Origin of the sequence: Paraburkholderia kirstenboschensis (genome assembly GCF_032806925.1) — a bacterium.
Lineage (GTDB): Bacteria > Pseudomonadota > Gammaproteobacteria > Burkholderiales > Burkholderiaceae > Paraburkholderia > Paraburkholderia kirstenboschensis.
In genome coordinates this window covers 4003036-4028053 of sequence record NZ_CP136513.1, presented here as the reverse complement: position 1 = coordinate 4028053, position 25018 = coordinate 4003036, and the positions used below count along the sequence as shown (strand labels likewise).

Below are 25018 nucleotides of genomic sequence, written 5' to 3'. Positions count from 1 at the left end.
ATCAACAGAAATCGAGGGAAAATTCAGGCGTCCCGCAACGACTGCAACGCGGGACGCGACAGCACATGCCGCAAGCTCAGCCAGCCGCCGACCGCCGCACACGCAACGCCCGCCGCGACTCCGGCGGGCAGCAGCCATGGATCGAACTCAAGATAAAACTGGAACACGCGAGTCGCGAGCACCCAGCCGATCACCTGCGCCCCGACCGCCGCCATGAATCCGGCGAGCGCGCCGACCGCGACGAACTCCGCAATCTGCACCGCGCGCACCTGGCCGTGCGATGCGCCCAGCGCGCGCAACAGCGCGGATTCTCGCATACGCTCGTCGCGCGTGCCGGCGAGCGCCGCGTACAGCACGAGCACACCCGCCGCGAGCGTGAAGGCGAACAGGAATTGCACCGCGCCGATCACCTGCTGCAACACGCGCTGCACCTGCGCGAGTATCGGACCGGTGTCGATGGCCGTCAGGTTCGGGTAGGCGGCGATCAGGCCGTCGATGGTCGAACGTTTCTCCGGCGGCAAATGGAAGCTCGTGATGAACGTGGCCGGGAAGTCCTGCAACGCGGCCGGCGGCATCAGCACGAAAAAGTTGACCTTGAACGAGCCCCAGTCGAGCTTGCGAACGCTCGTGACCGGCGCGTCGATCTGCAAGCCGGTGACGTCGAAGCGCAGCACGTCGCCCGGCTTGACGTTGATCAGCTTCGCGAGGCCTTCTTCAATCGAAATCTGCGGCGTCTTCGTGTCGCCGTACCAGGTGCCCGCGGAAAGGCGATTGTCCTCGGGCAACTGAGTCGTGTACGACAGATTGAATTCGCGGTCCACTAGCCGTTTGGCGTCGTCGCCCTTGAACGAATCGGGATTCACCGCTTTGCCGTTGATGGCGGTGAGCCTGCCGCGCACCATCGGCGAGAGCACCGTGCCGGGCACGCCGTGCGTGTCCAGATAGTGCGTGACCGCTTCGCGCTGATCGGGCTGAATGTCGATGATGAATTCGTTCGGCGCATCGGGCGGCGTCGATTTGCGCCAGCCGGCCACGAGGTCATTGCGCGTCATCGCGATCAATAGCAGACACATGAGGCCGATGCCGAGCGCGGTAATCTGCAACGCGCTCGCACTGCTGCGCCGCTCCAGAGAGGCGAGCGCATAACGCCAGCCGATGCCCGCATTCACACGCTCGCTGCGCACCACGCGCGCCGCGCCCCAAAGCGCAAGCCGGGCGACGCACGCGAACACCAGCAGCCCGCCCGCGAAACCGCCCGCGACAATTCCGCCGAGCTTCAATTCGCCCGCCGCAACGATCAGCAGTCCGGCGAAGAGCACGATGCCTAGCGCGTAGGCGGCCCACGCCGTGCGCCCCGCTTCGCCCCACTCGCGACGCAGCACGCGAACCGGCGGCACACGCGTGAGCGGCAACAGCGGCGGCAGCGCAAAGCCGAGCAGCAGCACGAGACCGGCGGCGATGCCTTCGAGCGCCGGCCATGCCGTGGGGTACGGCAACGCAACATCGATGAGACTGCCAAGCCACGTCAGCAACGCCAGATGGCCGAGATACCCTAATGCGACGCCGAGCGCGCCGCCTACCACGCCGACGCCGACGAATTCGAGCGTGAACAGCGCGCGCAGCGTGCGTTGACTCACGCCGAGACAACGCATTGCGGCGCAACCGTCCAGATGCCTGCGCATATACCGATGCGCGGCCATCGCGATCGCCACCGCCGCGAGCAGCGCGGTCAGCAGCGACACGAGCGTGAGGAAATGACTTGCGCGGTCAAGTGTCTGGCGCACTTGCGGCTGGCCGTCCTGCAACGATTCGAGCGCGACCCCGCGCATCTTGCCGCCGTCCACCTTGGCGTGCGCGAACTCTGCAAAGCGCGCGACCGACGCATCGGCGCCCGCGACCAGCAGCCGGTACGTCACGCGGCTGCCGAACGTGATGAGTCCGGTGGACTGCACCTCGTCGGCGCGCATCATCAGCCGGGGCGAAAAGTTGACGAACGAAAAGCCGCGGTCCAGTTCGCGCGTGATCATTGCGCCAATGGTGAAGCTGCGGTTGCCGACCTTCACCGTGTCGCCTATGCGCACCTTTAAAGCGTCGAGAAGTTGCTGATCGACCCAGACCGTGCCCGGAGGGGGGATGGTTTGCGCGGGATGATCCGCCGCCGCGGGCGCCGAAGCGATCCGCAACGCGCCGCGCAGCGGATAGCCCGGCGACACTGCCTTGATCGCGGCGAGTCGCGACACCGGCTGCGCGGCGGTCGAGTTGATCATGCTCGGAAAGATTGCCGTGGTCGCCGTGCTCAGCCCGAGCGCCGACGCCTGCCGCGCAAACTGCGGATCGACCGGATGATCGGCGCGCACGATGAAGTCGGCGGCGATCATGCGCCGTGCGTCGCGCTCGAGCCCTTGATGCAAACGATCGGCAAGAAAGCCGACGCTCGATAGCGCCGCGACGGCCAGCACCAGCGCGAGCAGCAGCATCGTGAGTTCGCCCGCGCGCCAGTCGCGCGCCGTCATGCGAATCGCCTGGCGCAGCAGATCGCCGCCGCTAAAGCGACGCGCCGCAGGTACGGCGACGCGCGCCGTGGAATGTCTGACCTTGTCGCTGGTTTCGCTGGTTTCGCTGGTATCGCTCAATCGTGCCTGCTCCTCGCGAGGCGCGACACCATATGCGTGGCCATGCCGCGAAAGCCGCCCTGCACGCCGCGCCACAGCCGCGGCAACACCCAGCCGGCCAGCACGAGGAACCCGACGATCAGCACCAGAAACAGCAGCGGCACGAAGAGCGCGAGCAGGATGCCGCCGAATACGAGACCGTCTTCGGCGGTCGACGTGACGATATTCGACACCGGTTCCGGCGACAGATTGATTAGCGCGCGCGTGCCCGCTTTCGTGAGATGCGCGGTGCCCGCGAGCGTGCCGCCCGCGAGCGCGGCGACGGTCAGCAGCGCGGGATCGGCATGGCCGAGCGCGCCGGCTGCGAGCACCGCGCCGGCCGGAATGCGGATAAAGGTGTGGATTGCGTCCCACAAAGAATCGAACGCGGGAATCTTGTCGGCAAGAAATTCGGTGACGGTCAGCGCGCCCGCCACGCCGATCACCCACGGCGAGGACAGCGCGGACAAGGTATCGGGAAGATGAACGAGGCCGAGGCGCTCGAACACGCCGGCCAGCAGGACCGTCAGATAGAGGCGCAGGCCGCTGCCCCAAGAGAGTCCCGCAGCGAGCGAAAGTGATTCAAGCATGGCCGCCTCCAGGCGCGCGGTGCGTGCCGGGCGCTTCGGCGGGCCAATCAGAAGGAGCCGCCACACCGAAGTCGTCAGACCCGCGCCAAGCCGGCCGCGCCGAGCAGGCCGCGGGCAAATTCAGGTTGGTTTCAATCTCATTATAGCCACGTTAATTCGCAGAACGCAGAGTGGCTTGCAAAATGGCGGCGTGTGCAGCAGCTCAATGTCCCGACGACAGCTTGAGCCCGACCAGACCGACGACGATCAGCGCCGCGCTCGCCACCCGCGGGAGCGTCAGCGCCTCGCCCATCATCACGATGCCTAAGATGAACGCGCCGACCGCGCCGATCCCGGTCCACACCGCGTAAGCGGTGCCGAGCGGCAACTGCCGCATCGCCATGGCAAGCAGGACGAAGCTGCCGACCGCCGTCACCATGGTGAAGACGGAAGGCCACAGCCGGGTGAAACCGTCCGAGCTTTTGAGACCGGCCGCCCACGCGACTTCGAGCAAACCGGCGATAAATAGAAGAATCCAGGACATGAAACAGCTCCATTGATCAGATGGGGCCGTCCCCGTTTGTGAAAAGTGTAAGGCCGTCCTTACGGTCCGTAATTATAACGATCCGGTCGCCATCGCGCTTCGGGGCGCACGCCGCATGCTCAAGCCACGCCGACTAGCCGGTAACCGACACCCGTCTCGGTGACGATGTGCTCGGGTTGCGCCGGATCGCGCTCGAGTTTGCCGCGCAAATGCGCCATATAGATGCGCAGATAGTGATAGCTCTCGACATGCGACGGCCCCCACACGTCGCGCAGCAATTGCCGGTGCGTCAGCACGCGGCCCGCATGGCGCACCAGCGTCGCGAGCAGCCGATACTCGATCGGCGTCAAATGAACCGCGGTGCCCTCGCGCGTCACCTGACGCAACGCCAGATCGACGCTTACCGCGCCAAAGCGCACCTGCGGCGATTCGTTCGCGCCGCCCTGATTGCGACGCCGCAGATGCGCGCGAATTCGCGCGAGCAGTTCGGAGACGCCGAACGGCTTGGTCAGGTAGTCGTCCGCACCGGCATCGAGCGCCGCGACTTTCTCGCTCTCCTGCGTGCGCGCGGACAGCACGATCACCGGCAATTCGCTCCAGCCACGCAATTCGCGGATCACGTCGAGCCCATCGGTGTCGGGCAGGCCGAGATCGACGATCACGAGATCGGGCTTGCGCGTCGCGGCTTCCACAAGGCCCTGCTTGCCGGTCTCGGCGTCATGCACGGCGATGCCCTCGCCTTCCAGCGCCGTGCGCACGAAGCGGCGGATCTGCTTTTCGTCCTCGATCAGGACGACGGTGATGCTCGGCTCACTCATGAGTTGGTTTCGCAAGCTGGTCCAGGTGCGGGTTCAAATGCGGGTGCGCAAGCGGGCGCTGAGCCGGATTGTCGGCGGCTTCATCTTCCATTGCATTGGGCGCGTCCGGCGGCGTGTCGACGGGCAGCGTGAACCAGAAGCGCGCACCGTCGATGCGGCCTTCAGCCGACTCTGCCGACTCTGCCGCCCCTGCCGGCATGCGATTGAGCGCACCGATGCTCCCGCCATGCGCCTCCACGATCGCGCGACAAATCGCGAGACCCAGGCCCACGCCGGGCTTGGCCGATTCCTTCTCGCCGCGTGTGAACTTCTCGAACACTCGCGTTTCCATGCCGACCGGCAGGCCCGGCCCATTATCGTCGACAGTGACGCGCACGAACGGCTTGCCGTCCACCTCGAAGCGTTGCGCGCCGATGCTCAACGGCGTGCCCGGCAAAGTGTATTTCGCGGCATTTTCGAACAGGTTCGAGAAAAGCCGCTCCATCAGTACAGCGTCCAGATGCAGCAACGGCAGGTCGGCAGCGAGATTCACCTGCACCGGGTGTCCGGTCAGCGCACGCTTGCAGGCACGCAGCGCGGCGCCCACGGTTTCTTCGAGCAGCGTCCACTGCCGGTTTAGCTGCAGGCTGCCCGCCTGCAAGCGCGCCATGTCGAGCAGATTCGTCACGATGCCGGTCATGCGCAGCGCTTCTTCATGGATCGCCTCGACGAGTTCACCGTCGCGCTCCGCGTCGACGTGAGGTCCGCGCGACTGTGCGAGCATCGACGAGAAGCCGACGATAGTCGTGAGCGGAGTGCGTAAGTCGTGCGAAATCGCGGACAAGAGCGAGTTGCGCAAACGTTCGGATTCCATACTCACGAGCGCATCGCGTGCGATGTCCACATAATGCACGCGCTCGAGCGCCAGCGCGATCTGCGCAGCGAACGCGTCGAGCATGCGCTCCTGCTCGGGCACGTCCAGTTCGCGTTCGTCGCGCAGCACCACTGCAAGCACGCCGCGCGTGCGCATCGGCGCCTTCAGCGGCAGATATAAAGCAGCCGCGGCGGGCAGCGTGTCGGTGCCGTGTCCGGCCGGCTTCTGGTGATCGTAGACCCACTGGCCGACATCGGTATCGAGCAGTTCGCCTTCGAGCGTGATGGCGGCGTCCGGGTCCTCGATCTTCTGCTTCACCCGATCCGCGCTGTCCGGCAAGAGGATCGCAACGCGCGCACCGAACACTTCGCTCACGTGACGGCTGCCAATGCCGACGATCTGTTCGGTAGTCAGCGCCGCGGCCAGTTCGCGCGCCATCGAGTACATCGCGCCGGTGCGCTGCTCGCGACGCCGCGCCACCCTCGCCTCGCGCCGCAAGCTGGACGTTAGATGGCTGATCACGAGCGAGGTCAGCAACATGCCGAAGAACGTCAGCAGATATTGCGTATCCGACACCGACAGCGACAAGCGCGGCGGCACGAAGAAAAAGTCGAATGCGGCGACGCTCAGGAACGACAGCAGCACGCCGGGCCCGCGCCCGAGCTTCGCCGCGGCGAAGATCACGCCGAGCAGATACAGCATGACGAGGTTCGTCAGATCGATGCGATTGCTAAGCTGACTCGACAACGCGGTGATGCCCGCGCAGATCGCCAGTGCAAAGCCATACGCGCGCGGCGGCGACCGGCGTTCGCGCGCGGCGCTCAACGCGTCGCGCCACGCATTCGCGGTCGTGCTGAGCAAGCGGTGCTGCTCGCCGCTGCCGCTTTCCGACGACGACGCGCTAATCAGCGTGAGATCGACATGACCCGCCTTTTCCGCGATGCGTTCGCCAAGCGGCCGGCGCAGCCAGCGCGTCAAACCCGAGCGGGTCGACGCGCCCGCCACCAGTTTCGAAACGTTGCGAGCTTGCGCGTAACCGGCCAGCGCCAAGACCGCGTCGGCGCCTGCGAGCGTCGCCGTTTCCGCGCCGAGTTCCGCGGCGAGCTTCAATGCGTTCAGCGTGCGTTCGCGGCGCGCATCGGGCAAACGCTGCAGCGCAGGTGTTTCCACATACACGGCGATCCAGTCGGCCTTCAGACCCGCGGCGAGACGAGCCGCCGCGCGCACCAGCATCGGCGCTTCGGGACCGGGACCGACGCATACCAGCAAGCGCTCGCGCGCCTGCCAGATCCGCTCGATTGAACGGTCAGCACGATACTCTCGCATTTGCGCGTCGACCCGATCGGCCGTACGGCGCAATGCCAGCTCGCGCAGCGCAATCAGATTGCCCTTGCGAAAGAAATTGCGCACCGCGCGCTCCGCCTGCTGCGGCAAATACACCTTGCCGTCGCGCATGCGGTCGAGCAGTTCCTCGGCGGGCAGGTCGACCAGCGTGACTTCGTCGGCGCGATCGAACACACGGTCGGGGACTGTCTCCCACACGCGGATGCCCGTGATCTGTCCAACGACGTCGTTCAGGCTTTCCAGGTGTTGAACGTTGACGGTCGTATAGACGTCGATGCCGGCGTCGAGCAGTTCATACACGTCCTGCCAGCGCTTGAGATGCCGCGCGCCCTGCACATTCGAATGCGCGAGTTCGTCGACGAGGATGAGTTGCGGCTTGCGCGCCAGCGCCGCGTCGAGATCGAATTCGCCGAGCTTGCGGCCACGGTAGTCGAACTGCGCGAGCGGCAGCACGTCGAGTCCTTCGAGCAGCGCGGCCGTTTCGCCACGTCCATGCGTTTCGGCGATGCCGACCACCACGTCCGCGCCTTCGTCACGACGGCGGCGCGCGGCCTGCAACATCGCGTATGTCTTGCCGACGCCCGCCGACGCACCGAAAAAAATCTTCAACCTGCCGCGTTGACGCTGTTGTTCGTCACGCTGCAGCTTGTCGAGCAGTTGATCGGGATCAGGGCGGTTCATGCTTGCATGTTTGATGGTAGGCGCGCGGCGTTGCGTGCATGGTGGCACGGCGGCGGCTCGGCCGCAAATCGTTCGTGACGATGCACGGCCGTGGCCTGTGAAAAGATAAGGAGCGCATCCGCGCGCGCCGCCTGTTCCGCCGCTTGTTCCGCCGCTTGTTCGTTAGCGCTGCGCCAGACTGCAATCAGGCGTCCTTAACCGCGCTTCATCTCGTCGAGAGCGAGGTTCAGTTGCAGCACGTTCACGCGCGGCTCGCCTAGAACGCCGAATTGACGGCCGCTCGTATAACGGTCCACTAGCACTTGCACATCGTTCTCCCCGAGCCCCCGCGCTTTCGCAACCCGATCGATCTGATAAGCGGCCGCCGCCGGGCTGATCTCAGGATCGAGTCCGCTCCCGGAAGAAGTCACCAGATCGACCGGCACGGGCTTCGACATATCCGTGCCCGCTGCCTTCAAAGCATCGATGCGGCCTTTCACTTCGTCCAGAAGCGCCGGATTGGTCGGCCCGAGATTGGAGCCGCCCGAAGCCTGTGCGTTATAGGGCATCGGGCTTGTCGCCGATAGACGTCCCCAGAAGTACTGCGGCGCATCGAACTGCTGGCCGATCAGCTTCGAGCCGACCACCTTGCCGTCCTGTTCGATGAGGCTGCCATTGACCTCATTACGAAACAGCGTTTGGCCCACGGCGGTCATCAATGCCGGATAAGCGAGGCCGGTAACGGCGCTCAGCACCGCGAAAATGACGATCAACGGACGCAACAGATTTTTCATGACGATTGTTTCCTCGTAAGCTGCCGGTTTTCAAATGGCCGGACTCAAACCCAGCCGAACGCAGCCAGCACCATATCTATCAACTTGATGCCGATGAACGGCACCACGATTCCACCCAGCCCGTACACGAGCAGATTGCGTCGCAGCAGCACCGCGGCGCCGAGCGCGCGATAACGCACGCCCTTCAACGCGAGCGGAATCAGCAGCACGATGATCAACGCGTTGAAAATTACCGCCGACATGATCGCGGATGCCGGCGTCGCCAGATGCATCACGTTCAGCGCATTCAGCGCCGGATAGGTGGTCGCGAACGCAGCCGGGATGATCGCGAAGTACTTGGCAAGGTCGTTGGCAATCGAAAACGTGGTGAGCGAGCCGCGCGTCATCAGCATCTGTTTGCCGATTTCGACGATCTCGATCAGCTTGGTCGGATTCGAATCCAGGTCGACCATGTTGCCGGCTTCTTTCGCGGCCTGCGTGCCGGTGTTCATCGCCACCGCGACGTCGGCCTGCGCGAGCGCTGGGGCGTCGTTCGTGCCGTCGCCCGTCATCGCCACGAGGCGTCCTTCGGCCTGGTGTGCGCGGATCGTCGCGAGCTTCGCTTCGGGCGTCGCTTCGGCAAGGAAATCGTCAACGCCCGCTTCTGCCGCAATCGCCGCCGCGGTCAGCCGGTTGTCGCCTGTCACCATCACCGTCTTGATGCCCATCTTGCGCAACTCGGCAAAGCGTTCCTTGATGCCGCCTTTCACCACATCCTTCAACTCGATCACACCGAGCACGCGCGCGCCGTGTTCGCCTTTGTCCGCGACAACGAGCGGCGTGCTGCCGCGCCGTGCGACTTCGGCGACGGCGTTGCTGACCTCGTGCGGAAAACGGCCACCGTTCGCTTCGACGTAATTCTTCACCGCATCGGCGGCGCCCTTGCGAATTTCGCGGTTTGGCAGATCGACGCCGCTCATCCGGGTTTGCGCGGTGAACGCCAGGAACACCGCATGCAGCGACGCCATATCGCGCTGACGGATATTGAACCGCTGTTTCGCGAGCACGACGATGCTGCGCCCTTCGGGCGTTTCGTCGGCAAGCGACGACAGCTGGGCTGCATCCGCGAGCGCTTCTTCGGTGAGACCCGGCGCCGGGACGAAGAGCGACGCCTGGCGATTGCCGAGCGTGATCGTGCCGGTCTTGTCGAGCAACAGCACGTCGACGTCGCCGGCGGCCTCGACCGCGCGGCCCGACGTCGCAATGACATTCGCCTGCATCATGCGGCTCATGCCAGCCACGCCGATGGCCGACAACAAGCCGCCGATCGTGGTCGGGATCAGGCAAACGAGCAGTGCGACGAGAGCGGTGATCGTCACTACGTGGCCCGCCGCATTTGCCAGGTGCGCCGCTTCAACCGAGAACATCGAGAACGGCAACAGCGTGGCCGTCGCGAGCAGCATCACGATGGTCAGCGCAACCAGCAGAATGGTCAGCGCGATTTCGTTCGGCGTCTTCTGACGCTTCGCGCCTTCGACCATCGCGATCATGCGGTCGAGAAACGCTTCGCCGGGATTTGCGGTGACGCGCACGACGATCCAGTCGGACAGCACGCGCGTGCCGCCCGTCACCGAAGAAAAGTCGCCGCCCGACTCGCGAATCACCGGCGCGGATTCGCCGGTAATCGCGGATTCGTCGACGGACGCGACGCCCTCCACCACCTCGCCGTCGGCCGGAATCACGTCGCCGGTTTCGATCAGCACGACGTCGCCACGACGCAAATCCGACGCCGTGACGATACGGATCGGCGACTTGGGATGCGGCTCGTTGAGCTTCTTCGCCATCACGTCTTTCTTCGCGCTGCGCAGCGATGCGGCCTGCGCTTTCGAGCGGCCCTCGGCAAGCGCTTCGGCGAAGTTCGCGAACAGTACTGTGAACCACAGCCACAGCGTGACCGCGAGGATGAAACCCGCAGGCGCCTCCGCCTGACCGCCGAGCGCGGCGATCCACAGAACCGTCGTGAGAATGCTGCCGACGTACACGCAGAACATCACCGGATTGCGGAACTGCGTGCGCGGCGTGAGCTTCCTGAAGGAGTCCACGATCGCCGGGCGCAGCAGCGCCGGATCGAACATGGACCTCGTTGCGTTGTGTTCAGTCATTGAATCCTCGAATTTCGCGTTGCTTTTTTGCCGACGCGTACGGATACGCGTCTCGACATGTCCTTGCACATCGGCGCTGGCATCAGTGGGCGCCCATCATCATCAGATGTTCGACGCCGGGACCCAGCGCGAGCGCCGGCACGTAAGTGAGCGCGCCGACCAGCAGCACCGTGCCGAGTAGCAGAACGACGAAGAGCGGCCCGTGCGTCGGCAGCGTGCCGCCGGTCACGCCGATACGTTTTTTCGCGGCGAGCGAGCCGGCAATCGCGAGCACGGGAACGATGGTGCCGAAGCGCCCGAACCACATCGCGATTGCAGTGAGCCAGTTGTAGAACGGCGTGCCCACGGTCAGGCCCGCGAACGCGCTGCCGTTGTTGTTCGCGGCCGAACTGAACGCGTAGAGAATCTCGGAGAAGCCGTGGGGACCCGGATTGGCGATGCCCGCCTTGCCCGCATCGCTCAGCACCGCGATCGACGTGCCGACCAGCACGAGCAACGGCGTAAGCAGCACGACGATGGACACCATCTTCATCTCGTATGCTTCGATCTTCTTACCGACATATTCCGGCGTGCGGCCGATCATCAGACCCGCCACGAACACGGCGAGCAGCGCGAACACGAGCATGCCGTACAGGCCCGAACCGACACCGCCGAAGATCACTTCGCCAAGCTGGATCAACAGCAGCGGATAGAGACCGCCGATAGGCGTGAGCGAATCATGCGTGTTGGCGACGGCGCCGCACGAAGCCGCCGTCGTCGCGACCGTGAAGATGCCGGATTGCGCGATGCCGAAGCGCGTTTCCTTGCCTTCCGCGTTGCCGCCCGACTGCATCGCGCTCGCCGACTGATCGACGTGCAACGCGGTGAAGGCCGGATTGCCGCCCTGCTCCGCTCCGATCTCGCCGAATACGCATACGCCGAACGCAATCGTCATCGCCGCGAGCACGGCCACGCCCTGCTTGCGGTCCACGATCATGCGGCCGAACACGAGCGCGAGCGCGGCGGGGATGATCAGGATCGAGAAGATCTGCAGGAAGTTGGAGAACGGCGTCGGGTTCTCGTACGGATGCGCGGAGTTACCGTTGAAGAAGCCGCCGCCGTTGGTGCCCACCATCTTGATCGCTTCCTGCGATGCAACCGGGCCCATCGCGATGGTCTGCGTTTTTAGCGGCGTATCGACAGTCACCGCGTTACCCTTCGCGTCCTTCACCGGATTGCCTTGCGCGTCGAGCTTCGGTGCGGCGTAGGTCGTGGTCTGCAAGGTCGGCACGTCCTCATACGCCTTGAAATTCTGGATCACGCCCTGGCTCATCAGCAGCGTCGCGATGATGACCGACATCGGCAGCAACACGTACAGCGTCACGCGTGTGAGATCGACCCAGAAATTGCCGATGGTTTGCGCCGTATGGCGCGCGAAGCCGCGAATCAGCGCAATCACGACGACGATGCCGGTCGCCGCGGAGAAAAAGTTCTGCACCGTGAGGCCGAGCATCTGCGTGAGATAGCCCACCGTTTGTTCCGGCGTGTAGTCCTGCCAGTTCGTGTTGGTCACGAAGCTGATCGCGGTATTGAACGCACCGTCGACGGTCATGGCGCCGAACTGCTGCGGATTGCCGGGCAACCAGCCCTGCACGCGCAACAGCAGATAAAGAAACACGACGCCCAGCGCATTGAACGCGATCGTCGCGATCGCGTAATGCTTCCAGCTCATTTCCGCCGAAGGATCGACGCCGGCGACGCGATACAACAGCCGCTCGATTGGTCCGCCGATGCGCAACACGCGCGAACTGCCGTCCATCACGCCATGCAGATAGCGCGACACCGGCACCGCGGCGGCCAGCAACACGACGAGAAAGAGCGCCGCCTGCAAGACATTATTCGAGTTCATTCGATGTCCTCCGCGCGCAACAGCGCATAGACGAGGTACGCGAACAGCAGCGCGGTCGCCGCGCTGGAGAGCCACAGCATCCAGTTCATGAGCGTGCTCCCTGGCCGCGACGGGACGGCATCAGCTTCTCGCAGCCGGCAATCATTGCGAAGGTCAGCGCGGTAAAAAGCGCGACGGCTACGACGTACAGCACATCCATTTTCATTCTCCATTGACGGAATTCGGATAGCCGCAACGGTATGCGCAAGCGCGTAAAGGGCTGATCAAAGCTGGCGTTCCCGATATAAAAATCGCGTAAACGCACAAGGCCGTTGCATCGCGAGATGCAACGGCCCTGGGGGTGGTGAACGGCTCGACCTGTTCGGTGCTCAGGTCAGGGCTGTCAAGACAACGCGTGAACGCGCATGAGGACTACGGCAAGAGAATAGTCGACCCCGTGGTCTTGCGCGCTTCGAGATCGGCATGCGCCTGACCTACATCGGCGAGCGCGTAGCGCTGATTGATGCTCGTCTTGACCTTGCCGGAGGCGAGCACATCGAATAGTTCGGCCGACATCGCCTCGTAGTCGCTGCGTTTGCCGATATAGGTGAACAGCGTGGGACGCGTGAAGAACAGCGAGCCGCGGCCGGCGAATTCGGACGAGTCGATAGGTGGCAGCGGTCCCGACGCATTGCCGAAGCTCACGAACATGCCGAGCGGCGCGAGGCAATCGAGAGAGCCCGTAAACGTATCTTTACCGATGGAGTCGTACACCACCGGCACGCCCGCGCCATTGGTGATTTCGCGCACGCGTTTCGTGAAGTTTTCACGCGTATAGACGATGGCGTGATCGCAGCCGTGGGCCTTCGCGATCTCCGCTTTCTCGTCCGAGCCGACGGTGCCGATCACCGTCGCGCCCAGCGCCTTCGCCCACTGGCACACCAGCAAACCGACCCCGCCCGCCGCCGCCTGAATCAGAATGGTGTCGCCGGCCTTCACACGATACGTGCGGCGCAGCAGGTACTGCGCGGTGAGGCCCTGCAGCATCGCCGACGCGGCTTGTTCATCGCTTACTGCGTCCGGCAGCCTGATGACCTGTGCGGCCGGCAGCACGCGCTCCTGCGCATAGGCGCCAGGCGGCCTCGCCACGTAGGCGACGCGATCGCCCGCTTTCAGATCGTTCACGCCCGCGCCGACCGCGATCACCTCGCCGGCCGCTTCCATGCCGAGGCCGCCCGGCAGCGGCAGCGGATATAAACCGGTACGGAAGTACACGTCGATATAGTTGAGCCCGACCGCCGTCTGACGGATGCGGATTTCGCCGGTGCCGGGGTCGCCCACCTCGACGTCGACCCATTTCATCACTTCGGGGCCGCCGGTTTTATCGAATCGGATTGCTTTGACCATTCATGTCTCCTTGATTTGGAATGCGGGCGGATGCAGCGTCAAACCTGCTGCGTGAGACGCAGCGTGAGCACGTCGAGAATCATGCGCGCCGTCGAGATGTTGGTCGCGCACGGAATGTTGTGTACGTCGCATGCGCGCACGAGCGCGTTGATATCCGGTTCGTGCGGTTGCGGCGTCATCGGATCGCGCAGGAAGATCACCATGTCCACGCGCCCTTCCGCCAGTTGCGCGCCGATCTGCAGGTCGCCGCCATGCGGGCCGGACAGCATGCGCTCGACTGTCAGCCCGTGCGCCTCGCCAATGCGTCCGCCGGTCGTGCCGGTCGCGACGATATCGCAGCGCCTGAGCGTGTCGACGTATTCGCCGGCCAGTTTGACGATGTCGTCTTTCTTGTGATCGTGCGCGATCAGCGCAATGCGGGTGGTCATGACGTAAGACTCCTGGAACCGTTGTGATTGTCGTTGTTGTGATGTTGCTCGAAGTGCGGCTTGGACACACGTCGCGCACGTCGCGAACGTATGCGTCTAGAACGTGCCGGGATAGGCGCCGCCGTCGATCAGCCAGTTCTGTCCGGTGATGTACCCCGCGTGGATGCTGCACAGAAAGGCGCAGGCACGGCCGAATTCGTCGGGATTCCCGAAGCGTCCGGCGGGAATCGCCTTCATGCGCTGCGCGCGGGCTTCCTCGATGGAAATGTTGTTCGATTTCGCTGCGGCCTGCATGGTTACGGCGATCCGGTCGGTGTCGAACATTCCCGGCAGCAGGTTATTGATCGTGACGCCGGTCGGCGCCACCTTGCGGGCAAGACCCGCGACGAAGCCAGTCAGGCCCGAACGCGCGCCATTCGACAGGCCCAGTACGTCGATCGGCGCTTTCACCGCCGAACTCGTGATGTTGACGATGCGCCCGTAGCCGCGCGCGCTCATCGAGTCGATGGTCGCCCGGATCAGCTCGATCGGCGTGAGCATGTTGCTTTCCAGCGCGCGGATCCAGTCGTCGTGCGTGAAATCGCGGAAGTCGCCCGGCGGCGGGCCGCCCGCGTTATTCACCAGAATGTCCGGCTGCGGACAGGCTGCGAGCGCCGCGGCCCGGCCTTCGGGCGTGGTGATGTCGCATGCGACCGTCTTCACCTCGACGCCGGTTTGACGGCGAATTTCGTCGGCTGTCGCCTCGAGCGTCCCGGCGGTGCGAGCGACGATCGTCAGGTTGACGCCCTCGGCCGCGAGCGCTTCTGCACAGCCGCGCCCCAAACCCTTGCTCGCCGCGCAAACCAGCGCTGTGCGTCCTGCAATTCCCATGTCCATGTGTGCGTTCTCCTCGCTGGCGTCTTGCTGAATGGTTGCAAAGTTTCCCCCCGATTCTAGAAGAATCGGTGCCGGACTGCGCCGGGCTGCTGCAATCTCCGGTATCTTCCGGTGCCACTCTTTCGGTAAACTTGCGCCGTGGCGCGTGCGCCGGCCGTCGCAAGTTGATTGCGCTCGCCGTGCAAAGCGCCGAACCGATCCCCGAATCGGCCCCGAATCGACCTTTTTGCCGCCGCTCGTGCCCCGCCCATGACTCAGGACAGCCGTTTCCCCAATCTTTTCATCCTCGATCACCCGCTGATCCAGCACAAGCTGTCGCACATGCGCGACCGGGACACCTCGACCCGCACGTTCCGCGAACTGCTGCGCGAGATCACGCTGCTGATGGGCTACGAAATCACCCGCAACCTGCCGATGACCACGCGCCGTCTCAGCACGCCGCTCGTCGAGATCGACGCGCCGGTGATCGCCGGCAAGAAGCTCGCAATCGTGCCGGTGCTGCGGGCGGGCATCGGCATGTCGGACGGCCTGCTGGAACTGGTGCCGTCCGCACGCGTGGGTCACATCGGCGTGTATCGCGCCGAAGATCACCGGCCGGTCGAATATCTGGTGCGCCTGCCCGATCTCGAAGACCGCGTGTTCATTCTGTGCGATCCGATGGTCGCGACCGGCTATTCGGCCGTGCATGCAGTCGATGTGCTCAAGCGCCGCAAGGTGGCCGGGGAAAACATCCTGTTCCTCGCGCTGGTTGCCGCGCCCGAAGGCGTGCAGGTGTTCCAGGACGCGCATCCGGACGTGAAGCTTTTCGTTGCATCGCTCGATTCGCATCTGAACGAGCACGCGTACATCGTGCCGGGCTTGGGCGATGCGGGCGACCGGTTGTTCGGGACGAAGAACTGAGGGTTGGAAAAAAACAGGGCCGGCGGCATTGCATCACCGCCGCTGAGCGCCCCGCAGGCGCACTTTCTGTGCAATTCACGTCAACGTCTGCCTCTGCCGCCCCCTCCCGGCGTGATAAAATTCGAGTCCACTTAAAGGGCAGCCCCGGGGCAGCCCCGCTTCCGGCAACTTAAGGCTCATCGCGTGTCGAGGCGGGCAATCACGCTGACCGGGCGAGCCAGCCGTTATTCGCGGTGCGTTAGCCGCATGGCGCCTGCCGGGCGCGCCACAGCGCTTCGCACCCGCCAGCCGCCCTGTCGCGGCGCGACGCGAGGCGCAGCGCGGCGGTTAAACGGACTGGGCACGAATTCGACATCGAGGCACGAGGCGGCAAGCACACGCACGAGCGCCCGGAATCGCAACGACAATTGCACAATGCGTGCGCCCCGCTGGCGCGCGCGACGGAGAAAGGTATGGCGGGTCATTCGAAATGGGCCAACATCAAGCATAAGAAGGCAGCGGCCGACGCCAAGCGCGGCAAGGTCTGGACGCGGCTCATCAAGGAAATTCAGGTCGCGGCGCGCATGGGCGGCGGCGACATCGACTCGAATCCGCGTCTGCGGCTCGCCGTCGAAAAGGCGTACGACGCCAACATGCCGAAAGACAACGTCAACCGCGCGATCCAGCGCGGCGTGGGCGGCGTCGACGGCGCGAGCTACGAGGAAATCCGCTACGAAGGCTACGGCATCGGCGGTGCGGCGGTGATCGTCGACACCATGACCGACAACCGTACCCGCACCGTGGCGGAAGTGCGTCACGCGTTCTCGAAGAACGGCGGCAACATGGGCACGGACGGCTCGGTGTCGTTCATGTTCGATCACGTCGGCCAGTTCCTGTTCGCGCCGGGCACGCCCGAAGACAAGCTGATGGAAGCCGCGCTCGAAGCCGGTGCTGACGACGTCGTCACGAACGAAGACGGCAGCATTGAAGTACTGTGCCCGCCGAACGATTTCCCGAAGGTGAAGACCGCGCTCGAAGCCGCGGGCTTCAAGGCCGAAGTGGCCGAGGTGACGATGAAACCTCAGACGGAAGTCGAGTTCACGGGCGACGACGCGGTGAAAATGCAGAAGCTGCTCGACGCGCTGGAAAATCTGGACGACGTGCAGGAAGTCTATACGAACGCCGCGATCGCCGACGAGTGAGCGTGCTCACGCAGCGTGCGGGTCGGGTCCGCCTTGTGGGCGAACCCGAATCCGCGCGGTGCTGCCGGCGGTCCCTCGCGTTGCTGCTCGATTGCTGGTTGATTGCTGCTTGATTGCCGCCGCTATTGCCGCGGTTAATGCCGCTTTATGCAGGTCGTTGCGCTGAACGGGCGTTTTGGACATAGGTGCAGGGTTGTGCGCCCGTCATGCCATCGCCACTCGGGTTCGTCCCGGATCTGGTGCGCCGGCTTCATCGCCGGCGTAGGCCGACCCGGCGCGAATCTCGCTATATATTGCACGGCTGCGCTTGCTGCTTCAGCCGCTTATGGTTTTTAAAGTCTCGGGGATTCACATGAAGTTACTCGTCGTCGGTTCCGGCGGTCGCGAACATGCGCTCGCATGGAAGCTCGCGCAATCGCCGCGGGTCCAGCTCGTCTACGTGGCGCCTGGCAACGGCGGCACCGCGCAGGACGAGCGTCTGCGCAACGTCGACGTTACCGAGCCGGCCGCGCTCGCCGATTTCGTCGAGCAGGAACAGATCGCGTTCACGCTGGTCGGGCCGGAAGCGCCGCTCGCGGCAGGCATTGTCAATCTGTTCCGCTCGCGCGGTCTGAAGATTTTCGGGCCGACGAAGGAAGCAGCGCAGCTCGAAAGCTCGAAAGACTTCGCGAAGGCGTTCATGAAGCGCCACGCGATCCCCACGGCCGAATACGAAACCTTCGCCGACGTCGCCGCTGCGCACGCGTATCTCGACGCAAAGGGCGCACCGATCGTCATCAAGGCTGACGGCCTCGCCGCCGGCAAGGGTGTGGTCGTCGCGCAGACGCTGGAAGAAGCGCACGCCGCGGTCGACATGATGCTGTCGGACAACAAGCTCGGCGACGCCGGCGCGCGCGTCGTGATCGAGGAGTTCCTCGCGGGCGAAGAGGCAAGCTTCATCGTGATGGTAGACGGCAAGCATGTGCTGCCGCTCGCGTCGAGCCAGGACCACAAGCGTCTGCTCGACGGCGATCAGGGCCCGAATACCGGCGGCATGGGCGCATACTCGCCCGCGCCGATCGTCACGCCGCAACTGCATGCTCGCGTGATGCGCGAAATCATTCTGCCGACCGTGCGCGGCATGGAAAAGGAAGGCATCCGCTACACCGGCTTTCTGTACGCCGGCCTGATGATCGACGCGCAAGGCAATCCAAAAACGCTCGAGTTCAACTGCCGCATGGGCGACCCCGAAACGCAGCCGATCATGGCGCGCCTGAAGGGCGACTATTCGAAGGTGGTCGAGCAGGCAATCGCCGGCACGCTGGATACGGTCGAGCTGGAGTGGGACCGCCGCACCGCGCTCGGCGTGGTGCTCGCCGCGCACAACTATCCGGACACGCCACGCAAGGGCGACCGCATCAATGACATTCCTGCGGAAACGGCGGACTCGGTCACCTTCCACGCGGGCACCACGCTAACGGACGGCAAGCTGCTCACGTCGGGCGGCCGCGTGCTGTGCGTGGTCGGTCTGGCCGATTCCGTGCGCAGCGCGCAGTCGGTCGCGTATGAAACGATCAACCAGATCTCGTTCGACGGCATGCAGTACCGGCGCGATATCGGCTATCGCGCGCTGAACCGCAAGCACGACGCCAGGACGGAAGGCAAGCACTGACGCGCGGGGCGCGCTCGCCCGTGTGGTGCGCCAGCGGCGCTACACTGCGGGTTTGCGGCGGCGCTTGTTCGTCCGCGCCCGCATCGGCGTAACGGCAGAAGCAGCGCGAAGCCCCGGCTGCGAACAGCGTCCGTGGGTGCGCCGCGAATCCGGTACCGCCGAGCCTCGGTGCGAATGAGGCGAATGAGGCGAATGAGGCGAAGGGGCGAATGCGGCAAGTCGGGCAAATGGCGGGAACGGCGCACACGACTTAAACGCCCGAGCAACCGGCAACCCGGCCGCGCAGCACCCTGCACCCGAACGGCCGCGCCTTCGCGGCGGCATCTCCGAAATACAGCGCGGCGCTTCACGAGCAACCCGCGGCACCGACGTGCCGCCTTCAGCACCTGCATTGATGACCGATTCGAGCTACGACGCACAAGCCGTGCGCATTTGGCTGCAAAGCCTGCAAACACAAATCGCGGACACGCTGGGCGCGTTCGACGGCAAGCCCTTCGCCACCGACGCATGGCAACGCACGCCCGGCGAAAAGCTGCGCGGCGGCGGCTTCACGCGCATTCTGGAAGGCGGCAACTTCTTCGAGCGTGCCGGCATTGGCTTTTCCGACGTCGCGGGCGACGGGTTGCCGGGCTCCGCGAGCGCGGCGCGTCCACAACTGGCCGGGCGCGGCTTCGAGGCGATGGGGGTGTCTCTCGTGCTGCACCCGCACAATCCGCACTGCCCGACCGTGCATATGAACGTGCGCCTGCTTGTCGCGACCAAGCCCGGCGAAGAGCCTGTGTTCTGGTTCGGCGGCGGCATGGATCTGACGCCGTACTACGGCTACGAAGAAGACGCGCGGCATTTCCACCGCGTGTGCCGCGATGCGCTGGAGCCTTATGGCGCGGACCTGTACCCGAGTTTCAAGCGTTGGTGCGACGACTATTTTTTCCTGAAACACAGGAACGAGCCGCGCGGCATCGGCGGGATTTTTTTCGACGATTACTCGGCGCCGGGCTTCGATCAATCGTTCGCCATGCTCAGAAGCGTGGGCGAAGGGTTCCTCAAGGCGTACCTGCCGATCATCGAAAAGCGCCGCAACATTCCGTACGGCGAGGCCGAGCGCGATTTCCAGGCTTACCGGCGCGGACGCTACGTCGAGTTCAATCTGGTCTTCGACCGTGGCACACTGTTTGGGCTGCAGAGCGGCGGACGCACCGAATCGATTCTGATGTCGATGCCGCCTGTGGTGAACTGGCGCTACAACTGGCATCCGGACCCCGGCACGCCGGAAGCGCGCCTTTACACCGATTTTCTCGTGCCGCGCGACTGGCTGTGAGCGCTCTGGAACCCCGGAGACGCGCACTGCCCCGCACCTGGCTACGACAAAGGATTTTCACCTGAAGCCGAACGCTCATCCCGTTGCACTGCCTCGCCGGATCGGTTTGCTCGGCGGCACTTTCGATCCGATCCACGACGGCCACCTCGCGCTCGCGCGGCGTTTCGCCGACGTGCTGCAACTGACCGAGCTCGTGCTGTTGCCGGCCGGCCAGCCCTGGCAGAAAGCGGACGTGTCGCCGGCCGTGCATCGCCTCGCCATGACACGCGCGGCGGCCGGCCAACTCGAACTGCCGGGCGCGACGGTGCGAGTCGCAACCGACGAAATCGAGCACGAAGGCCCGACCTACACTGTCGACACGCTGCAACGCTGGCGCGAACGGGAAGGCGACGAGGTGTCCATTGCATTGCTGATCGGCGCGGATCAACTGGTGCATCTCGACACATGGCGCGACTGGCGGCGCCTGTTCGACTTCGCGCACATCTGCGCGGCCACGCGGCCCGGTTTCGATCTCGCGTCGATTCCGCCCGCGGTCGCGAATGAAATCGACGCGCGCCGCGCCAGCGCCGACGTTCTGCAAGCCACGCCTTGCGGCCACTTGCTGATCGACACCACGCTTGCGTTCAACGTCTCGGCCACCGACATTCGCGCGCATCTGCGTGAACAGGTGAGCCAGCGGCTTGCCCATGTGGGCGGCGAACTGCAGGGTGAGGCCGCAAGCCACGTCCCCACTGCGGTGTGGGACTACATTCTTCAACATCATTTGTACCACCGGTAAATCCATGGATATTCGCAAACTGCAACGCGTGATCGTCGACGCTCTCGAAGACGTCAAAGCGCAAGACATCAAGGTGTTCAACACCAGCCACCTGACCGCGCTGTTCGATCGCGTGATCGTCGCGAGCGGCACCTCCAACCGGCAAACCAAGGCACTCGCCTCGAGCGTGCGCGAGAGCGTCAAGGAAGCCGGCGGCGACATCGTCAGCACCGAGGGCGAGGACATCGGCGAATGGGTGCTGGTCGATTGCGGCGACGCGATCGTCCACATCCTGCAACCGGCGCTGCGCCAGTACTACAACCTCGAGGAAATCTGGGGCGACAAGCCGGTCCGCATCAAGCTCTCTACGCCTGATCCGTTCGGCGGCGCGCGTTCGAGCGAGCCCGACGAGGACGAAGAAGACGAAGAGGCGCCGGCTGTGAAGAAGCCCGCGCGCAAGACGGCCGCGCGCCGCAAGTGAGCGGGCTTTGACCGCTCGGTTGAACCGCCTCCAAGTGGAACTGCGCGAGCGGCGCTCCCAAGCATCATGAAACTGCACATCCTTGCCGTCGGCCACAAGATGCCCGACTGGATCGCTGTCGGCTTCGACGAATACGCGAAGCGCATGCCGCCTGAGCTGCGTATCGAACTGCGCGAAATCAAGCCTGAGCAGCGTTCGTCGGGCCGTCCGACGGAGAGCGTGATGGCCGCCGAGCGACTGAAGATCGAAGCCGCGTTGCCCAAAAACGCGCGCATCGTCGCACTCGATGAACGCGGCAAAGACTGGACCACCATGCAACTTGCCGGCGCCCTGCCTGGCTGGCAGCAGGACGGACGCGACGTCGCGTTTCTGATCGGCGGTGCCGACGGGCTCGATCCCGAACTGAAGACGCGTGCCGACATGATGCTGCGCGTCTCGAGCCTCACGTTGCCGCACGCGATGGTACGTGTGCTGCTCGCCGAACAGCTTTACCGCGCGTGGACCATCACGCAGAATCATCCCTATCATCGCGCGTGAATGAGATTGATCGAGACGCCAGGCGTTTCGAGTCCCGTTGTTCCTGACGCGGGACGTTGTGGAAATAATCGCCGGCAATTGCCATAGTTCCTCATTACGCTGTTGACGCGCGCCCGTGGCCTGGCGTCTCGATGCTGAGGCGCGCCCCGGTCGCGTTCGTCACCGCGTGGTGCGTCAGGGTGCGGGACGCGGGCTGGGGCTCGGCGTGCGCGTGTCGGCAGGACGGATCGCCGGCATGCAAACGCAAAGCTCGTTCGTCGCAAAATCGACACCTTCATCGCGCGCTCACATAATCCGTTTGTTCGAGACCTCTTCATGCCAACGTCCGCCGCTTCGCTGCATCCATTCGTGTATCTCGCGTCGCAAAGTCCGCGCCGTCAGGAGTTGTTGCAACAGGTCGGCGTGCGCTTCGAACTGCTGCTGCCGCGCCCCGATGAAGACGCCGAAGCGCTCGAAGCCGAATTGCCCGGCGAGCGCGCCCACGACTATGTGCAACGTGTATGCGTGGCGAAAGCGCGAGCCGCGCGCGCCCGGCTCGTGGCCGGCAACCACGTCGCGCGACCTATTCTGGTTGCGGATACAACCGTCACCGTCGACGATGCGATTCTCGGCAAGCCGCTCGACGCCGACGATGCCCAAGCCATGCTCGCGCGCCTATCTGGCCGCGATCACGAAGTGCTGACCGCCGTGGCGGTAGTCGATGCTTACGGCGAGTTACTGGCCCCCGCGCTCTCCACATCGAAAGTGCGCTTTGCTGCGTTGCATCGAGACACGATTCGCCGCTATGTGGCGAGCGGCGAGCCGCTCGGCAAGGCGGGAGCGTACGGCGTGCAAGGGCGCGCCGCGGAGTTTATCGAGCATATCGACGGGTCCTATTCAGGTATCATGGGTTTGCCGCTTTTTGAAACCGCTGCCCTCCTGCGTGCAGCGCGCATCGACTTCTAGAACAACACCATGAATGAAGAAATCCTGATCAATGTCACGCCGCAGGAAACGCGCGTCGCGCTTGTCCAGCAAGGCGCCGTCCAGGAACTTCACGTCGAACGAACGCTGTCGCGGGGCCGCGTCGGCAACGTCTATCTCGGCAAAGTCGTGCGCGTGTTGCCAGGCATGCAATCCGCGTTTATCGACATCGGTCTGGAGCGCGCCGCGTTTTTGCACGTAGCCGATATCTGGCATCCGCGCATTGCCGGCGAGCCGCAACATCAGACGCCGCATCAGCCGATTGAAAAAATCGTGTTCGAAGGTCAGACGCTGATGGTCCAGGTTGTGAAGGATCCGATCGGCACCAAGGGTGCGCGGCTTTCCACGCAAGTGAGCATTGCCGGGCGCACGCTCGTATATCTGCCGCAGGAGCCGCATATCGGCATCTCGCAGAAGATCGAAAGCGAAGCCGAGCGCGAAGCCGTGCGCGCACGTTTGACCGCCGTGTTGCCCGCCGACGAGAAAGGCGGCTACATCGTGCGCACCATCGCCGAAGATGCGACAAGCGAAGAACTGGCCGCCGACGTCGCCTATCTGCGCAAGACATGGGCGACGATTCTGTCGCAAGGCCAGCGCATGCCGCCCACGAGCCTGCTTTATCAGGATCTGAACCTCGCGCAACGCGTGCTACGCGATTTCGTCAACGATGAAACGTCGCGCATTCAGGTCGACTCGCGCGAGACGTATCAGATGCTTGCCGATTTCGCGGCGGAGTTCACGCCGGCGGTGTCCTCGAAGCTGCATCACTACACGGGCGAGCGGCCGCTTTTCGATCTGTACAACATCGAGGCGGAAATCCAGCGCGCGTTGTCGCGCCGCGTGGATCTGAAGTCGGGCGGCTATCTGGTGATCGACCAGACCGAAGCAATGACCACCATCGACGTGAATACGGGCGGCTACGTCGGCGCGCGCAATTTCGACGACACCATCTTCAAGACGAACCTGGAAGCGGCGCACACCATTGCGCGGCAATTGCGGTTGCGCAATCTGGGCGGCGTGATCATCATCGATTTCATCGATATGGAAAACGTCGAGCATCGCGATCAGGTGCTGGGCGAATTGAAGAAGGCGTTGTCGCGCGACCGCACACGCGTGACCGTGAATGGTTTCTCGCAACTGGGGCTGGTTGAGATGACACGCAAGCGCACGCGCGAATCGCTCGCGCACGTGCTGTGCGAGCCGTGCCCGGTTTGCCAGGGCAAAGGCCAGGTGAAAACGCCGCGTACCGTTTGCTACGACGTGCTGCGCGAGATTCTGCGCGAGTCGCGACAGTTCAATCCGCGCGAGTTCCGCGTGGTCGCGTCGCAACAGGTGATCGATCTGTTTCTCGAAGAAGAGTCCCAGCATCTGGCAATGTTGATTGATTTTATCGGCAAGCCGGTGTCGTTGCAGGTGGAGTCGAATTTGAGTCAGGAGCAGTACGATATTGTTTTGATGTAATTCGCCAGATCCCCTACCAGCAAGGCTGACAGCAGTTTTCCCTTCCTCCAGAACCTTCTAGCTACCCATCTAGCTACCCGTTTGCAGCTTTCGTTCCGAATCCTTGATCAACACGGGAAATGACCAAAGGCACAATGCTCAAAAAAATTAAGGATGGTGTCGTCGAGTTCGTTGCTGGACCGGACCTGAGTGACGTCGAAGTTCCCAAAAAATTTATTGGGCAGATGTCACCGGAGGAAGTCAAAGCGGAGGTTGACCGCACTGTTGAAGCATTACGTGAGCAAGGGGCGCGCGTCGATGAATGGGCACTCGAGGTTTTGAAGCACCTAATCCTGATGAATGCTGCGGGCCTTGCCGGGACGTTCACGCTTTATCAAGTACAAGGCATCGAGCGGTCATTCTGGCCGACAGTGATTTTCTTGGCTGGCTTGATTTCCGCGTTTCTAAGCCTAATGCTCGGCTGGCATTTGCATCGACGGATGCTTTTCGGAACGATAACCGGATTTTTGTCGTTCATTGGCGGTAAGAGGGATTCCGCGTTTATGACGACGACCTTGCTCTCGTCACGATACCTCGGCGCTACGGTAATCGTCTTCGCTTGCCTGTCAGGCGCGATATTCCTTGCGGGCGCCGTGGACCTGTATGTCCTGGTCAGATCCACGTCTTTGCAAACCGAATCGCGATCGATTGATGAGAAAACAAAGATCGACCGTCTGCATGCGGAGGGGCGGTCGTTATCGCGGTTTTCGTCTACTATCGGCAGCGCTCAAAAAACAAGCCGCGGGACGTAGCCGCGGCTTGATCGCACATGCAGGAG

23 protein-coding genes are annotated in these 25018 nt (G+C 63.9%); 10 read left to right on the top strand and 13 right to left on the bottom strand.

Features of this window, described 5'->3' with window-relative positions:
- Positions 1-23: 23 nt before the first annotated feature.
- The 13 genes from RW095_RS40725 to RW095_RS40665 all read right to left on the bottom strand — a co-directional run bounded on the left by RW095_RS40725 (position 24) and on the right by RW095_RS40665 (position 14952).
- Entirely contained in the window at positions 24-2513 is a 2490-nt protein-coding gene (locus tag RW095_RS40725) for an ABC transporter permease (RefSeq protein WP_317022856.1), read from the bottom strand.
- Between the two features lie 116 nt (positions 2514-2629).
- The gene (locus RW095_RS40720; protein ID WP_201703016.1) at positions 2630-3241 is read right to left on the bottom strand and encodes a DUF4126 domain-containing protein; all 612 of its coding nucleotides are present in this window, start codon (positions 3239-3241) and stop codon (positions 2630-2632) included.
- A 202-nt stretch (positions 3242-3443) separates the two neighbouring features.
- On the bottom strand, positions 3444-3764 hold the full coding sequence (sugE, locus tag RW095_RS40715) for a quaternary ammonium compound efflux SMR transporter SugE (protein ID WP_317021196.1): 321 nt from the start codon (positions 3762-3764) through the stop codon (positions 3444-3446).
- 119 nt (positions 3765-3883) lie between these two features.
- On the bottom strand, positions 3884-4582 hold the full coding sequence (kdpE, locus tag RW095_RS40710; protein ID WP_317021195.1) for a two-component system response regulator KdpE: 699 nt from the start codon (positions 4580-4582) through the stop codon (positions 3884-3886).
- The gene (locus RW095_RS40705) at positions 4575-7460 is read right to left on the bottom strand and encodes a sensor histidine kinase KdpD (RefSeq protein WP_317021194.1); all 2886 of its coding nucleotides are present in this window, start codon (positions 7458-7460) and stop codon (positions 4575-4577) included. Before RW095_RS40705 ends, kdpE begins: the two co-directional genes overlap by 8 nt.
- Before the next feature lie 194 nt (positions 7461-7654).
- Positions 7655-8233: a potassium-transporting ATPase subunit KdpC gene (gene kdpC / locus RW095_RS40700; RefSeq protein ID WP_317021193.1), complete on the bottom strand. Its 579-nt coding sequence runs from the start codon at positions 8231-8233 to the stop codon at positions 7655-7657.
- A gap of 44 nt (positions 8234-8277) precedes the next feature.
- Entirely contained in the window at positions 8278-10374 is a 2097-nt protein-coding gene (kdpB, locus tag RW095_RS40695) for a potassium-transporting ATPase subunit KdpB (RefSeq protein WP_317021192.1), read from the bottom strand.
- Positions 10375-10456: 82 nt separating this feature from the next.
- Positions 10457-12262: a potassium-transporting ATPase subunit KdpA gene (kdpA, locus tag RW095_RS40690; RefSeq protein WP_317021191.1), complete on the bottom strand. Its 1806-nt coding sequence runs from the start codon at positions 12260-12262 to the stop codon at positions 10457-10459.
- Positions 12259-12351 carry a K(+)-transporting ATPase subunit F gene (gene kdpF / locus RW095_RS40685; protein WP_317021190.1) on the bottom strand — a complete coding sequence of 31 codons (93 nt, stop codon included), beginning with the start codon at positions 12349-12351 and terminating at the stop codon, positions 12259-12261. The genes kdpA and kdpF overlap by 4 nt, the downstream gene beginning before the upstream one ends.
- Positions 12348-12461 carry a potassium ABC transporter ATPase gene (locus RW095_RS40680; protein WP_317021189.1) on the bottom strand — a complete coding sequence of 38 codons (114 nt, stop codon included), beginning with the start codon at positions 12459-12461 and terminating at the stop codon, positions 12348-12350. The genes kdpF and RW095_RS40680 overlap by 4 nt, the downstream gene beginning before the upstream one ends.
- A 212-nt stretch (positions 12462-12673) precedes the next feature.
- On the bottom strand, positions 12674-13648 hold the full coding sequence (locus tag RW095_RS40675; protein ID WP_317021188.1) for a quinone oxidoreductase family protein: 975 nt from the start codon (positions 13646-13648) through the stop codon (positions 12674-12676).
- Positions 13649-13686: 38 nt separating this feature from the next.
- A complete protein-coding gene (locus RW095_RS40670) occupies positions 13687-14076 on the bottom strand; it encodes a methylglyoxal synthase (RefSeq protein WP_128590649.1) in 390 nt (129 codons plus the stop codon).
- Positions 14077-14172: 96 nt separating this feature from the next.
- Entirely contained in the window at positions 14173-14952 is a 780-nt protein-coding gene (locus tag RW095_RS40665; protein WP_317021187.1) for an SDR family oxidoreductase, read from the bottom strand.
- A gap of 249 nt (positions 14953-15201) precedes the next feature.
- On the opposite strand from RW095_RS40665, the gene upp reads away from it, so the two are divergent.
- The 10 genes from upp (at position 15202) to RW095_RS40615 (ending at position 24992) form a co-directional block, all read left to right on the top strand.
- Positions 15202-15852: a uracil phosphoribosyltransferase gene (upp, locus tag RW095_RS40660; RefSeq protein WP_317021186.1), complete on the top strand. Its 651-nt coding sequence runs from the start codon at positions 15202-15204 to the stop codon at positions 15850-15852.
- Between the two features lie 452 nt (positions 15853-16304).
- A complete protein-coding gene (locus RW095_RS40655; protein ID WP_042327533.1) occupies positions 16305-17033 on the top strand; it encodes a YebC/PmpR family DNA-binding transcriptional regulator in 729 nt (242 codons plus the stop codon).
- A 352-nt stretch (positions 17034-17385) separates the two neighbouring features.
- Positions 17386-18684 (top strand): phosphoribosylamine--glycine ligase, encoded by a 1299-nt coding sequence (purD, locus tag RW095_RS40650; protein ID WP_317021185.1) that lies wholly within the window; start codon positions 17386-17388, stop codon positions 18682-18684.
- A gap of 394 nt (positions 18685-19078) precedes the next feature.
- Positions 19079-20002, top strand: a complete 924-nt coding sequence (hemF, locus tag RW095_RS40645; protein WP_317021184.1) for an oxygen-dependent coproporphyrinogen oxidase — start codon at positions 19079-19081, stop codon at positions 20000-20002.
- Between the two features lie 61 nt (positions 20003-20063).
- Positions 20064-20780 (top strand): nicotinate-nucleotide adenylyltransferase, encoded by a 717-nt coding sequence (locus RW095_RS40640; protein ID WP_394365235.1) that lies wholly within the window; start codon positions 20064-20066, stop codon positions 20778-20780.
- 4 nt (positions 20781-20784) lie between these two features.
- Entirely contained in the window at positions 20785-21240 is a 456-nt protein-coding gene (gene rsfS, locus RW095_RS40635) for a ribosome silencing factor (protein WP_317021183.1), read from the top strand.
- Positions 21241-21306: 66 nt separating this feature from the next.
- Positions 21307-21777 carry a 23S rRNA (pseudouridine(1915)-N(3))-methyltransferase RlmH gene (gene rlmH, locus RW095_RS40630; protein ID WP_317021182.1) on the top strand — a complete coding sequence of 157 codons (471 nt, stop codon included), beginning with the start codon at positions 21307-21309 and terminating at the stop codon, positions 21775-21777.
- Between the two features lie 315 nt (positions 21778-22092).
- Positions 22093-22722: a Maf family protein gene (locus tag RW095_RS40625; protein WP_317021181.1), complete on the top strand. Its 630-nt coding sequence runs from the start codon at positions 22093-22095 to the stop codon at positions 22720-22722.
- A gap of 9 nt (positions 22723-22731) precedes the next feature.
- The gene (rng, locus tag RW095_RS40620; protein WP_317021180.1) at positions 22732-24201 is read left to right on the top strand and encodes a ribonuclease G; all 1470 of its coding nucleotides are present in this window, start codon (positions 22732-22734) and stop codon (positions 24199-24201) included.
- 119 nt (positions 24202-24320) lie between these two features.
- Positions 24321-24992, top strand: a complete 672-nt coding sequence (locus RW095_RS40615) for a hypothetical protein (protein WP_317021179.1) — start codon at positions 24321-24323, stop codon at positions 24990-24992.
- The last annotated feature ends 26 nt before the right edge of the window (positions 24993-25018 follow it).